Genomic DNA, 15,178 nt, shown 5'->3' with positions numbered 1-15,178 from the left:
TATTAAATAACCCTAGGACATCAGTTGCTGTCCTAGGGTATTTGTTTTTTAAACCATATAAAAAATATAAGGAGGCCTACACTTAAAAATAAGATATTGATTATAAATTTATTACATTTCTCTATATAATCCTATTACTTTACCTACTACAATGACATTATCTAAGTAAATAGGCTCCATAGTACTATTTTCAGGTTGTAGTCTATAACGATTTTTTTCTTTATAGAAGCGTTTAACAGTAGCTTCTTCATCTTCAGTCATAGCTACTATAATATCACCATTTTCAGCAATAGTTTGACTTCGTACAATTACTTTGTCGCCATCTAATATTCCAGCTTCAATCATACTTTCCCCAACTACATTTAAAATAAATATATCGCTGTTATGTGTTGAAGTTAAGTGCTCTGGTAGTGGAAAATATTCTTCTATATTTTCTACAGCTGTAATTGGAACGCCGGCTGTAACTTTACCGATAACCGGAACATGTATTGTTTCCTCTACATTTACCTCATCTAATTGTTCACTAACTATCTCGATAGCTCTAGGTTTAGTAGGATCTCTTCTTATATATCCTTTTTCTTCTAATCTAGATAAATGTCCATGTACTGTAGAACTTGAAGCTAAACCGACAGCTTCGCCAATTTCTCGAACACTTGGTGGATAACCTTTTGTTTGAACAATTTTCTTAATATAATCATATATTTCACTTTGTCGCTTAGTGAGTTCTCTCATAAATAGGCACTCCTTATTGTTGTTTGAGATTATTATATCATTAATTACATTTTCTAACAAACATTTGTTCGTAATGTTGTTGACACAGAATTTATGTTCTGATAAATTACTTATACAAACAAATGTTCTAGGAGTGATATTGGATGATTTTAAAATACAAATATAAATTTTTAACATATATGACAATAGTAATAGTATCTTGTATTATTTTTTCAACTTTCTTTTTAAGCGTTAACCAAGGTGCTCAATCAGAACAAACGTACGAAATGACTGACCACAAGATTCATCAACATAATCAACAAGGAACTACTCAAAACTATAAAGACAAACAAAATAGCGAACAGAATGATCAGTCTGTGTTCGCATTAGTTAATTAACTTTCATATTATCTACTGTAAAATGAGCGTAACAATTTGGTTATGCTTATTTTTTTGATATATTCTACTCAAGTAATAAGTATTATTAAAACTAACAGAATATTTGTTAATTATTATGATAGCAATAATAAAATTTAATGCATTAAGAAAGAGGTTTCAAATGAGTAAAGAAAATTTAAATATTGATAGAATAAATGAATTAGCCAGAAAAAAGAAAGAACATGGCTTAACCAATGAAGAGGCTAAAGAACAGACTAAATTAAGAAGACAGTATTTAGAAGAATTTAGAAAAGGGTTTAAGCAACAGATAGAAAATACTAAGGTCATTGACCCTGAAGGAAATGATGTGACACCTGAAAAGTTAAAAAAGATACAAGAAGAGAAACACAATAAATAAAACAATAGAGCTCGACCCATCATTGATATATAAGTTGAAAATTTTCGTAGTCATTGATGATTTACTTAGAAATAATTTATTTTTAATTAACTTTTAGGGAGTTAAACTACGTATATAGTTTGAATCCAGTTATATCCTTAGATCTAATTTATCTGATTTTTCTTTATCATTTTAAAATAAAATAAGTTATAATTAAAAATAGATATTAATTGTAGAAGGGAAGACACAACGATGTTTAATGAAAAAGATCAATTAGCTATAGATACGATACGTGCTTTAAGCATTGATGCAATCGAAAAAGCAAATTCAGGACACCCTGGATTACCTATGGGAGCAGCACCTATGGCGTATACTTTATGGACGCGCCACCTTAATTTTAACCCTCAATCTAAAGATTTTTTTAATAGAGATAGATTTATTCTATCAGCAGGTCATGGTTCGGCTTTATTGTATAGCTTATTACATGTCTCTGGTAGTTTAGAACTTGAAGAACTTAAACAATTTAGACAATGGGGTTCGAAGACGCCTGGACATCCAGAATATAGACATACTGATGGCGTAGAAGTTACTACTGGTCCATTAGGTCAAGGTTTTGCCATGTCTGTAGGGATGGCGTTAGCAGAAAGTCATTTAGCAGGTAAATTTAATAAGGACCAATTTGATATAGTTAATCATTACACTTATGTATTAGCGTCAGATGGTGACTTAATGGAAGGTATCTCACATGAAGCTGCATCTTTTGCAGGTCATAATCAGTTAGATAAATTAATTGTCCTTTATGATTCAAATGATATATCTTTAGATGGAGATTTAGATAAATCATTTTCTGAAGATACAAAACAGCGTTTCGAAGCCTATGGTTGGAACTATATTCTAGTTGAAAATGGTAACGATTTAGATGAGATTGATAATGCAATCACTCAAGCTAAATCACAACAAGGACCTACTATTATCGAAGTTAAAACTATTATCGGTTTTGGTTCTCCTAATAAAGCTGGTTCAAATGGAGTTCATGGTGCCCCACTTGGTGAAGAAGAACGTGCACTTACATTTAAAGAATATGGATTAGATCCTGAAAAACGTTTTAATGTTCCTGAAGATGTATACGAAATATTTAAATCAACAATGTTAAAACGTGCAAATGAAAATGAAGAGGCTTGGAATAATATGCTTAAAAATTATAGTGAAGCCTATCCGGAATTAGCTGAAGAATTTAAATTAGCAATGAGTGGTAAGTTACCAAATAATTACGCTGATGCCTTACCAGAATATGATTTAAATCACAGTGGTGCTTCTAGAGCTGATTCAGGAGAAATAATTCAAAAATTAAGCGAGTTTGTACCTTCATTCTTTGGTGGATCAGCAGACTTAGCAGGTTCAAATAAATCTAACGTTAAAGAAGCTAAAGATTATAATAAAGATACTCCAGAAGGTAAAAACGTATGGTTTGGTGTACGTGAATTTGCAATGGGAGCAGCAATAAACGGCATGGCAGCACATGGTGGACTTCATCCATATGCAGCAACATTCTTTGTATTCAGTGATTACCTAAAACCAGCTTTACGATTATCATCAATCATGGGACTCAATTCAACGTTCATCTTTACTCATGATTCAATTGCTGTAGGTGAAGATGGCCCTACACACGAACCTATTGAACAATTAGCAGGTCTTCGTGCTATTCCTAACATGAATGTTATTCGTCCAGCTGATGGTAATGAAACACGTGTAGCTTGGGAAGTTGCACTTGAATCAGAACACACACCAACATCATTAGTGTTAACTCGTCAAAATTTACCAACTTTGGATGTTGATAAACAAACAGTTGAAAATGGTGTGAGAAAAGGCGCATATATTGTTTTTGAAACAGAACAACAACTTGAATATTTATTATTGGCATCTGGATCAGAAGTTAATTTAGCTGTAGAAGCCGCAAAAGAATTAGAGCAACAAGGTAAAGGTGTACGAGTTATTTCTATGCCAAACTGGTACGCATTTGAACAACAATCTTCTGAATATAAAGAATCAATTTTACCTTCTGATGTTACTAAACGTATAGCTATCGAAATGGCATCACCACTTGGTTGGCATAAATATGTTGGAATTGAAGGTAAAGTCATTGGTATAAATAGTTTTGGCGCTAGTGCTCCTGGAGATTTAGTAGTTGAAAAGTATGGATTCACTAAAGAAAATATTTTAAAACAAGTCCGTTCATTATAAATCTAGACAATGATTTAGTTGAACTTTTTAGGTTACTAACCATCAAATTTGGTTAGTAACCTTTTAGATTTTAAAATAGAATTTAATAATATCTTTGGCTTTGTTATGATAATAATTGGAGTACTAATCGTTATTATTCAAGAATGTCTTGAAATAACAGAACGAATTTAGTAAAATGCATAAGGATAAAGAAAGCGGGTGAAACAATGGCAATTTGGGTAGCAATTATTCTAATCGTTATAGCACTTATTGCAGGTTTAATTGGTGGTTTCTTATTAGCTAGAAAATATATGAAAGATTACTTAAAGAAAAATCCACCTATCAATGAGGAAATGCTACGTATGATGATGATGCAAATGGGACAAAAACCATCTCAAAAGAAAATTAATCAAATGATGACAATGATGAATAAAAATATGAATCAAAAAATGTAAGGTTCATAGACATTATATTAACGAGTGTTACAGAAACTTATCGAATAACTGTAGCGCTCTTTTTTTATTATTATTAATATATTAATTTTATGTTCTAGTAATGAATTAAATACTATATATGTATTTAAATGTTAAAAATTGAACGTTTAAAGTGTCAATTTTATAGTGATAATGATATACTATCAAATGATTATTTAAGCGAATAAGTTTATGTCAAAAGAGGGTGTCAATTTGACTTATTTAGTCTTTTCCATTGTATTTGCATTTCTAATGGGTGCTGTCGTTATAGTGATAAGAATGAAAGCACAACAGTTTCCAGTCAATGAAAAGAAAATTATCTTACCACCATTTTTCATGGCTACCGGTGCATTGATGTATGTGGTACCATACTTTCGATTAACTGGTATGGAAATGTTAGAATCATTGATATTAGGTGTTTTGTTTTCTACTGTTTTAATCTGGACTTCTAGATTCGAAGTTAAAGATGATAATATTTATATGAAACGGTCTAAAGCATTTCCAATTATTTTAATATCATTATTAATAATAAGAACAGTTATTAAAATATTTATAAGTAGCGAAATTGATCCAGGTGAAATTGCTGGTATGTTTTTTTTACTCGCATTTTGTATGATAGTACCTTGGAGATGTGCAATGCTTTATAAATATAAAAAATTGCAAAAGAATCTTATTAAGTAATATATTTAACCACTTATCATTATCTTGATAGGTGGTTTTTTACTTGAAAAAGATAAAAAAAGCATATAGAATTAAAACGAACAAACGTTCTTATCAGGAGGATAATTATGAAAATTGTACATACCGCTGATTGGCATCTGGGTAAAATTTTAAATGGAAAACAATTGCTTGAAGATCAAAAATATATTTTAACTCAGTTTAAACAACATATGGAGAAAGAACAGCCAGATTTAATAGTAATTGCAGGTGATTTGTATGATACCTCATATCCAAGTAAAGAAGCGATAGGTTTACTTGAAGAGACTATTGAATACCTAAATATAGAACTTAAAATTCCAATAATCATGATAAGCGGTAACCATGATGGTAGGGAAAGATTGAATTATGGCTCTAAATGGTTTGAGAATAATCAACTTTACATAAGAACTCAACTAGAAAATATTGATGATCCAATAGAATTGAGTGGTGTTCAATTTTTCACTTTACCTTTCGCAACTGTGAGTGAAGTACAAAATTATTTTAAAGATAAGCAAATAGAAACATATCAACAAGCATTAAACGAATGCTTAGAGCAAATGTCTAGTTCCATAGATAATAATAAGGTGAATATATTAATTGGTCATTTAACTATTGAGGGCGGTAAAACTTCAGATTCAGAAAGACCATTAACTATTGGAACAGTAGAATCAGTTGATATGCATTCTTTTCGGTTGTTTGATTATGTAATGCTCGGGCACCTACATCATCCATTTAGTATAAATAACTCTTTTATCAAATATAGCGGTTCGATTTTGCAATACTCTTTCTCTGAAGTAAATCAATCTAAAGGATATAGAGTTCTTGATATTGAAAACAACCAACTATTAAATGAAACCTTCGTTCCTTTAAAACCTCTAAGAGAACTAGAAGTTATTGAAGGTGATTATGAGGATATTATTCAAGAAAGAATTAAAGTAAAAAATAAAAATAATTATTTTCATTTTAAGTTAACGAATGTTTCTCATATTACTGATCCAATGATGAAACTGAAACAAATTTATCCCAATATATTAGCACTATCGAATGTAGTATTTGATCATAGTGAGAATTTTAGCCATGTTGAAATCAAAAAACAAGATGATCAGACAATTATAGAAAATTTTTATAAAAATATGACAGATCAACATCTGAGTCAAGTTCAATCAGACAAAATAAAGCACTTGTTAAGTTTTATATTGGATAGGGAGGGGTAAGATTTGAAGCCTTTACATATAGTTATGGAGAACTTTGGCCCTTTTATTAAAGAAACTATTGATTTTGAGCAAGTTGAAACTGATCAACTCTTTTTAATTAGTGGTAAAACTGGATCTGGTAAAACAATGATTTTTGATGCTATAGTATACGCATTATACGGTATGGCTTCGACCAAAACTAGAAAAGAAGGAGATTTAAGAAGTCATTTTGCAGACGGTAAATCGCCAATGTCTGTAATTTATCAATTTAAAGTTAATAATCAAACTTTTAAAATTCATAGAGAAGCGCCATTTATTAAAGAGGGGAATATAACTAAAACACAAGCCAAGTTAAATATATATGAATTAGTTGATAATCAATTTGAATTAAGAGAAAGTAAAGTGAATCAAGGTAATCAATTTATCGTACAATTATTAGGCGTTAATGCTGAACAATTTCGTCAATTATTTATTTTGCCTCAAGGAGAATTTAAAAAGTTTCTTCAGTCAAATAGTAAAGACAAACAATCGATTCTTAGAACACTTTTTAATAGTGAGCGATTTGATGAGATTAGACATCTACTTGTAGAAAATGTAAAGCAAGAAAAAGTACAAATTGAAAATAGATACACTCAAATTGAAAATTTATGGAATGATATAGATACATTTAATAATGATGAATTGGCCTTATATAAAGAATTAGAGAGTTCTCAGACAGATAAAATGATTGAAAAATTCCCACAATTTAATGATTATGGATGCAAAATTCTCAAGTCATTTGAAGAAGCTAAGAATAAAATAACTAAGGAATTAGATGATTTAAATCATAAATATAAAGTGAATGTTGAATTAAGTGAGAATACTAAAAAATTAAAAGCGGAAAAAATCAAATTTGACGATTTGAAAAAAGAACAAAATTATATTGATAAATTAAAGCAAGAATTAAAAATGATTCAGGAATCTAAAGTATTAATCACTTATTTTACTAGGTTACAAAGTTTAAAAAAAGATAAAGATGAATTAGTGTCACTTCATGAGCAATCAAAATTAAACGAAACAAACTATCACAATGAAATTAAAGGTTTTCAAAAACAACTCGAACATTTATCAACACGAGAAAATGAAATAACTCAATTTAATCAGTATCTAGAAAAAAACCAAGTTTTCTTCAATCAATTAGATAAGATTATTAGTAGTTATCAACAAAAACCGGTAATTGAAGAAGAAATAAAAAGATTATACAGTGAATATAATGATTTAATAACCAAAAAAGAAGAATTGACGAAAGAAATGAACAACAAGAACAAAGATTTTGCAATTATTGAACATTACACTGAAGAGATTTATAAGCTGAAAAAGATTATAGATGAATCTGAAAGACAAAAAAAGGATGAGAAATTATTTGATAAATTACAACTAGATAAATCATCTTATCTTAGCAAATTAAAAGAGAAGAAAGAACAGTTAAATGAAATTGAATCATCAATCACCAATATAGATGCGACTTTAATTGATTTGAATGACAAAAAGGATTTTGTAAATGAAATAAAGTCCGCTATGTCAATTGGAGATACCTGTCCAATTTGTGGTAATGAAATACATTCATTGGGTGAACATATTGATTTTGAATCAATTGCTCAAAAAAATAATAAAATAAAACGGTTAGAAAGTAAGAAGGTAAAAATTCGTGATGAAATAATCAAAATAGAAACTCGAATTGAAGAATTAAATCATAGAGAAAATGAATTAAATTTTGAGAAACAAGAAAAGAAGGATATTAGTGAGCTTCAAAAACAGCTTAATCATTTGAATCAACTAAAAGACGAGCAACAAAGCATAAATAAGTTAGTAGAAAATTTTGAGAAACAAGAAAAAGAAATAGTTAATAAAATACATCAGTTTGATTTAGATTTGAGTCGAAAGAACACGCAAAAAGAAAAACTGGAAATTCAAATTAATGATTTTGAACGACATTCACAATTTTCATCAGTAAATGATTTTGAAACTTATTATTCTCATGCTAAAAAACAAGTTGAGACGTATGAGTATGAGAATGAGAAAACTAAAGATAAATTGAACGAGTTGAATAATAAGTTAAAGATAGAAATGAATGATCAAAAACATTTAACTGAGAATTTAACTCAAACAAGTAAGGAAATAAATAATTTAGAATTAAAAATGGAAAAAGAAATGCAACAACTTGGTTTTGAGTCTTATGATCAAGTCAAAAGCGCTGCAGATTTAAGTGCTCAAAAAGATGAAATAGAAAGAGAAATTAATATTTATAATAAGAACTATCAAAGTTATGAAATAGAGATTAACAGACTCAAAGAATTGGTTAAGGGCAAAAAATTATTAAATTTAGAAGAATTACGACAATCTATAGAAAAAACAAACTTGAAACTAGATGAAACGAATTCACAAATAGCTACGATTAGCTATAAAATAGATAATAACTCTAACAAATTTAATAAAATAAAAAATATAATTCAGATTCTCGATGATGAATTAAAAGTGCAAAAAGAAATTTTCTTGCTATCAGAAATATTAGCTGGTAAAAATGATTATAAATTAACACTAGAAAATTATGTTTTAATTTATTACTTGGAAAAAATAATTTTTCAAGCGAATCAACGACTTTCATTTATGAGTGGAAATAGATATCAACTGATTAGAAGAGAGGCCATTTCCTTAGGGTTAAGTGGATTGGAAATTGACGTGTTTGATTTTCATTCAAATAAATCGAGACACATAAGTTCACTTTCAGGAGGAGAAACATTTCAAGCATCACTAGCTTTAGCTTTAGGATTAAGTGAAGTTGTACAACAAGAATCAGGTGGAATCACTTTAGATTCTATGTTTATAGATGAAGGATTTGGCACTTTAGATCAAGAAACACTCGAAACTGCGATAGATACATTAATTAATTTAAAATCATCTGGGCGCATGGTTGGTATAATCTCACATGTAAGCGAACTTAAGCAACGCATACCTTTGATTTTAGAAGTGACAAGTAACCAATACGAAAGTCATACACAATTTAGAAAAAATTAAAAAATAGAGACTTAAGATTTTGTGACATGCTCTAATTTAAAGCTATTGATTTTTCAATACTTTAATAAGAACACGTATAATTTCTTTAAGTCTCTATAATTGGATATAGTGATTTGATTATTTTTTAAGCAAGTCTCTAATTTCTGTTAATAAAACAGTATTTTCTTCTACTTCTTCTTCTTTCTCTTCTTTTTTCATAACTGTATTAGCTATCTTAACAAAGATAAATAAAGCAAAAGCAATTATGATGAAGTCAATTATTGATTGTATGAAAAGTCCATACTTAATCCCCCAAAAAGACCAATCTTCAGCAAAATTAACTGAACCAAATAATTTACCAATTAATGGCATGATGATGTATTGGACTAGGGATGTAACTATTTTATTAAACGCTGCTCCCATAACTACAGCAATAGCTAAGTCTAAAACATTGCCTTTGAGTGCAAACTCTTTAAATTCTTTTAACATAAAGCATAACCCTTCTTTTAAAATATATTTCTGATTATACAACATATAAATATTTTAGCAAATACTATAATTATGTAAATTTGATAATGTTGAAGACCTTTGTTAATCTATTAAAGTGTATTGGTAAAGTTAAAAATTTTAAAATAAAATTTAATTTTTTGATTTTACTGCCTTGAAAAATTAAATATTCGAATGAAGGGAGTAATTAATTATGAATTCTTCTTCACAAGAGAAGAAAAATAAAAAGTTTTCTTCGGTTTTCATCTATAGTTCAATTATTGCAGCTATAGTAGTGATTATCGGTGCTGTTTGGCCTGAGAAATTCGATAGCGTTACTAATACGGCTAAGATGTGGATTACTAATAATTTGGGTTGGTATTACCTTATTTTAACAACAGTAATTGTATTCTTCTGTGTTTTCTTGATTTTCAGTCCAATTGGGAAACTTAAATTAGGTAAACCTAATGACAAACCAGAATTTAATACAATTTCTTGGTTCGCAATGCTATTCAGTGCTGGTATGGGTATTGGTTTAGTATTCTATGGTGCAGCTGAACCTATGGCACATTTTGCTGCTCCACCAACAGCTGATCCTGAAACGACAAAGGCCTACACTGAGTCTTTAAGATCTACATTTTTCCATTGGGGATTCCATGCTTGGGCAATTTATGGCGTGGTAGCTTTAGCACTTGCTTATTCTCAATTCCGTAAAGGTGAACCTGGATTAATTTCTAGAACCTTACGTCCATTATTGGGAGATAAAGTTGAAGGACCAATAGGTACTCTTATTGATGTACTTTCTGTTTTTGCTACATTAGTTGGTGTAGCTGTGTCTCTAGGTATGGGCGCACTTCAAATTAATGGTGGCTTGCATTATTTATTTGGTGTGCCGAACAACACTTTTGTTCAAGGTATTATTATTGTTGTCGTAACAATTTTATTTATTGCTAGTGCTTGGTCAGGTTTAAGCAAGGGAATTCAATATTTAAGTAATTTAAATATAGGTCTTGGTACGATATTAATGATTGTAACCTTAATTGTTGGACCAACTGTTTTAATCTTAAATATGATGACAAGTTCTACGGGTAGCTTATTAAATTCATTCTTATTTAACAGTTTTGATACTGCTGCGTTAAACGGTCAAAAGCGTGATTGGATGTCAACTTGGACATTATACTATTGGGGTTGGTGGCTAAGTTGGAGTCCATTCGTTGGTGTATTCATCGCACGTGTATCTAAAGGACGTTCTATAAGAGAATTTATTTCAGGTGTTTTATTAGTACCGGCACTTGTTAGCTTTATATGGTTCAGTGTTTTCGGCGTATTAGGCATTGAAGCTGGTAAAAAAGATTCGGGTCTCTTTAAAATGTCACCTGAAACACAGTTATTTGGTGTATTCAACCATATTCCGTTAGGTATTGTTTTATCTATCATTGCATTATTGCTTATCGCTTCTTTCTTTGTTACTTCAGCTGACTCAGCAACATTCGTATTAGGTATGCAAACTACATTTGGATCATTAAATCCAAGTAGTCTAGTTAAAGTAACCTGGGGAGTTGCGCAAGCACTTATTGCCTTTGTACTATTATTAGCTGGTGGAGGAGATGGCTCTAAAGCCTTGAATGCTATTCAAAGTGCTGCCATTATAAGTGCCTTCCCATTCTCATTCGTCGTCATAATGATGATGATAAGTTTCTACAAAGATGCAAATAAGGAACGTAAATTCCTTGGATTAACACTTACGCCAAATAAACATCGCTTACAAGAATATGTTAAATATCAACAAGAAGATTATGAAACAGATATTCTTGAAAAAAGAGAAGTTAGAAGAAATAAAGAAAAAGAAGAATAGTGTGTAATTGCTTTATTAACCTGAGACAAACAAAATTGTCTCAGGTTTTTTTAATAAAAATCATTAATGTCTCACAACTAAAATTTTATTATCATATCTGCATATAGATACAGTATCAAATTGATATCATTTCATTTTTGAGTGCATACGCTTATAAGTTTTAGTCATTCAATATGTATGAAGAAACCGAATAGTAGTTTGAGATTTAAAATGATGTTCATTATTGATAACCATTCTCAATTAATAACATTTTCTTATTGCACAAATATTTTAAGATAAGTTTTTCTTATATAAACTGATTACAAAAGCGAAATGAAAATAAAGCGTTTTCTAACGGTACATAGTTGTTTTGATAAACATATAATAATACAATTTAATTAACGGCATATAAATATATATAAATATCAAGGGGGATATAAAATGGCTTCTAATATTAAAGAACAAGCAAAGAAACAATTCGAATTAAATGGCCAATCATATACTTACTATGACTTACAAACATTAGAAGAAAAAGGGCTAGCTAAAATTTCTAAATTACCATACTCAATTCGCGTATTGTTAGAATCTGTGTTACGACAAGAGGATGATTTTGTTATAACAGATGATCATATCAAAGCATTAAGTAAATTCGGAAATGCAGGTAACGAAGGTGAAGTTCCATTCAAACCTTCTAGAGTTATTTTACAAGACTTTACAGGTGTGCCAGCAGTAGTAGATTTGGCTTCTTTACGTAAAGCTATGAATGATGTTGGTGGGGATATTAATAAAATCAACCCAGAAGTACCTGTGGATTTAGTTATCGACCATTCAGTTCAAGTTGATAGTTACGCTAATCCAGAAGCATTAGAACGTAATATGAAATTAGAATTTGAACGTAACTATGAACGTTATCAATTTTTAAACTGGGCAACAAAAGCTTTTGATAACTATAATGCAGTACCTCCTGCTACAGGTATTGTCCATCAAGTAAACTTAGAGTATTTAGCAAATGTAGTACATGTAAGAGATGTTGATGGTGAAAAAACAGCATTTCCTGACACTTTAGTAGGTACTGATTCACATACTACAATGATTAATGGTATTGGTGTTCTAGGTTGGGGCGTTGGTGGTATCGAAGCCGAAGCAGGTATGTTAGGACAACCATCATATTTCCCAATTCCTGAAGTTATCGGAGTGCGTTTAACTCACTCTTTACCACAAGGCTCAACAGCTACGGATTTAGCTTTACGTGTGACTGAAGAATTACGTAAAAAAGGTGTAGTTGGAAAATTTGTTGAATTCTTCGGTCCAGGTGTTCAACATTTACCATTAGCAGACAGAGCTACAATTGCTAACATGGCTCCAGAATATGGTGCAACGTGTGGTTTCTTCCCAGTAGATGAAGAATCATTGAAATATATGAAACTTACAGGCCGTGACGAAGAACATATTGAATTGGTTAAAGAATATTTACAACAAAACCATATGTTCTTTGATGTAGAAAAAGAGGATCCTGAATATACAGATGTTATTGATTTAGACTTATCTACAGTAGAGGCATCACTTTCTGGTCCAAAGCGTCCACAAGACTTAATTTTCTTAAGTGATATGAAAAAAGAATTTGAAAAATCAGTAACTGCTCCTGCTGGTAATCAAGGACATGGACTTGATCAAAGTGAATTTGATAAAAAAGCAGAAATTAATTTTAATGATGGATCTAAAGCAACAATGAAAACAGGAGATATAGCAATTGCTGCTATTACCTCATGTACTAACACTTCTAATCCATATGTTATGTTAGGTGCTGGTTTAGTTGCTAAAAAAGCTGTAGAAAAAGGATTGAAAGTACCAGAGTTTGTTAAGACGTCACTTGCTCCAGGTTCAAAAGTTGTTACAGGATATTTAAGAGATTCTGGATTACAACAGTATTTAGATGATTTAGGTTTCAATCTTGTTGGTTATGGTTGTACTACATGTATTGGTAACTCAGGGCCACTATTAATTGAAATTGAAAAGGCAGTTGCGGATGAAGATTTATTAGTAACTTCAGTTTTATCAGGTAATCGTAATTTTGAGGGGCGAATCCATCCATTAGTGAAAGCAAACTATTTAGCCTCACCACAACTTGTTGTAGCTTATGCGCTTGCTGGTACAGTAGATATTGATTTACAAAATGAACCAATTGGTAAAGGTAAAGATGGTAAAGATGTATATTTACAAGACATTTGGCCTTCAATACAAGAAGTTTCTGATACTGTAGATAAAGTTGTTACACCTGAACTATTCTTAGAAGAATATAAAAATGTATATCATAACAATGAAATGTGGAATGAAATAGATGTAACCGATGAACCATTATATGATTTCGATCCTAATTCAACATATATTCAAAATCCAACATTTTTCCAAGGATTATCTAAAGAGCCGGGTAAAATTGAACCACTTAAAAGTTTGAGAGTTATGGGTAAATTTGGTGATTCTGTTACAACAGACCATATTTCTCCAGCAGGTGCTATCGGTAAAGATACACCAGCAGGAAAATACTTATTAGATCATGATGTTGCAATTCGCAACTTTAACTCTTATGGTTCCCGTCGCGGTAACCACGAAGTTATGGTACGTGGTACATTTGCCAATATTCGTATCAAAAACCAACTTGCTCCAGGTACTGAAGGCGGATTTACAACATATTGGCCTACCGGAGAAATAATGCCTATATATGATGCAGCAATGAAATATAAAGAAGATGGAACTGGCTTAGTTGTCTTAGCTGGTAATGACTATGGAATGGGATCTTCTCGTGACTGGGCTGCAAAAGGTACCAATTTATTAGGAGTTAAAACTGTCATTGCACAAAGCTATGAACGTATTCATCGCTCTAACTTAGTTATGATGGGTGTACTACCGCTTCAATTCCAACAAGGAGAATCTGCAGAAGCACTGGGTCTTGATGGAAAAGAAGAAATATCTGTAGATATTAATGAAGATGTACAGCCACATGATCTTGTAAATGTGACTGCAAAAAAAGAAAATGGTGAAATCATTAATTTCAAAGCTATTGTACGTTTTGATTCACTAGTAGAATTAGATTATTATCGTCATGGTGGTATTTTACAAATGGTACTAAGAAATAAACTTGCGCAGTAATTTAATATGATTTTGACTCACTATTGAGTACAAGCAGTCATGCTAACTATTGTGTTGGCATGACTGCTTTATGTTATCCTTAATTGAAAGAATAAGTTAAAGTTGAAAGAAGGATTATTCCAATGATATACAGTTTGACTGAAATTGAAGCAAGATATCAAGAAACCGATAAAATGGGGGTTATCTATCACGGTAACTACGCAACATGGTTTGAAGTTGCGAGAACAGACTATATAAGAAAGCTTGGCTTCAGTTATGCCTCTATGGAAGAACAAGGTGTTATTTCACCAGTTGTAGATTTAAAAGTGCAATATAAAAAATCAATTTACTATCCTGAAAAGGTGACAGTAAAAACATGGGTGGAAAAATATTCTAGATTACGTTCAACTTATTGTTATAAGGTTTATAATGAAAATGGAGAGTTAGCTACTACTGGTTCAACAGAACTTATCTGTATTAAAGCAGATACATTTAAACCCATACGCTTGGATAGATATTTTCCTGAGTGGCATGAGACTTATAGTAAAGTTAACCAGTTAAATAAAGAAGGTAAAGATGCTGAGGTTACGTTTGGCATTAATCATTTATAAAAAGAAGCGAAGTAGTTT

At 30.7% G+C, this 15,178-nt stretch carries 12 protein-coding genes; 10 read left to right on the top strand and 2 right to left on the bottom strand.

Annotated features, from left to right (window positions below; translation table 11 throughout):
- Positions 1–111 precede the first annotated feature (111 nt).
- Positions 112–732 (bottom strand): transcriptional repressor LexA, encoded by a 621-nt coding sequence (gene lexA, locus AC1Q7N_RS00505; protein ID WP_001831182.1) that lies wholly within the window; start codon positions 730–732, stop codon positions 112–114.
- Positions 733–875: 143 nt separating this feature from the next.
- Between lexA and sosA the strand changes: the two genes are divergently transcribed.
- The 7 genes from sosA (at position 876) to sbcC (ending at position 9,124) form a co-directional block, all read left to right on the top strand.
- Positions 876–1,109, top strand: coding sequence for a DNA damage-induced cell division inhibitor SosA (gene sosA / locus AC1Q7N_RS00500; RefSeq protein WP_001831148.1), 234 nt, complete (start codon positions 876–878; stop codon positions 1,107–1,109).
- A gap of 160 nt (positions 1,110–1,269) precedes the next feature.
- Entirely contained in the window at positions 1,270–1,506 is a 237-nt protein-coding gene (locus tag AC1Q7N_RS00495; RefSeq protein WP_001831015.1) for a DUF896 domain-containing protein, read from the top strand.
- A 231-nt stretch (positions 1,507–1,737) separates the two neighbouring features.
- Positions 1,738–3,726, top strand: coding sequence for a transketolase (gene tkt / locus AC1Q7N_RS00490; protein WP_001831061.1), 1,989 nt, complete (start codon positions 1,738–1,740; stop codon positions 3,724–3,726).
- Between the two features lie 206 nt (positions 3,727–3,932).
- Positions 3,933–4,160, top strand: coding sequence for a YneF family protein (locus AC1Q7N_RS00485; protein ID WP_001831215.1), 228 nt, complete (start codon positions 3,933–3,935; stop codon positions 4,158–4,160).
- 231 nt (positions 4,161–4,391) lie between these two features.
- Entirely contained in the window at positions 4,392–4,859 is a 468-nt protein-coding gene (locus AC1Q7N_RS00480) for a CcdC family protein (protein ID WP_001831312.1), read from the top strand.
- Between the two features lie 107 nt (positions 4,860–4,966).
- Positions 4,967–6,091 (top strand): exonuclease subunit SbcD, encoded by a 1,125-nt coding sequence (sbcD, locus tag AC1Q7N_RS00475; protein ID WP_001830960.1) that lies wholly within the window; start codon positions 4,967–4,969, stop codon positions 6,089–6,091.
- Between the two features lie 3 nt (positions 6,092–6,094).
- Positions 6,095–9,124 (top strand): exonuclease subunit SbcC, encoded by a 3,030-nt coding sequence (sbcC, locus tag AC1Q7N_RS00470; RefSeq protein WP_002456208.1) that lies wholly within the window; start codon positions 6,095–6,097, stop codon positions 9,122–9,124.
- A 117-nt stretch (positions 9,125–9,241) separates the two neighbouring features.
- On the opposite strand, the gene mscL is transcribed toward sbcC, so the two are convergent.
- Positions 9,242–9,592, bottom strand: coding sequence for a large conductance mechanosensitive channel protein MscL (gene mscL, locus AC1Q7N_RS00465; protein WP_001831237.1), 351 nt, complete (start codon positions 9,590–9,592; stop codon positions 9,242–9,244).
- A 211-nt stretch (positions 9,593–9,803) separates the two neighbouring features.
- Between mscL and AC1Q7N_RS00460 the strand changes: the two genes are divergently transcribed.
- The 3 genes from AC1Q7N_RS00460 to menI all read left to right on the top strand — a co-directional run bounded on the left by AC1Q7N_RS00460 (position 9,804) and on the right by menI (position 15,160).
- A complete protein-coding gene (locus AC1Q7N_RS00460) occupies positions 9,804–11,444 on the top strand; it encodes a BCCT family transporter (protein ID WP_001831122.1) in 1,641 nt (546 codons plus the stop codon).
- A 420-nt stretch (positions 11,445–11,864) separates the two neighbouring features.
- Positions 11,865–14,570, top strand: coding sequence for an aconitate hydratase AcnA (gene acnA, locus AC1Q7N_RS00455; RefSeq protein WP_002487711.1), 2,706 nt, complete (start codon positions 11,865–11,867; stop codon positions 14,568–14,570).
- A 122-nt stretch (positions 14,571–14,692) separates the two neighbouring features.
- Positions 14,693–15,160, top strand: a complete 468-nt coding sequence (gene menI, locus AC1Q7N_RS00450; protein ID WP_002487683.1) for a 1,4-dihydroxy-2-naphthoyl-CoA hydrolase MenI — start codon at positions 14,693–14,695, stop codon at positions 15,158–15,160.
- Positions 15,161–15,178 lie beyond the last annotated feature (18 nt).

Source organism: Staphylococcus sp. GW823-FHT05F06 (assembly GCF_058795495.1).
Note: the sequence above shows the minus strand (reverse complement) of the source record. Positions and strands in the feature narration are given on the sequence as shown.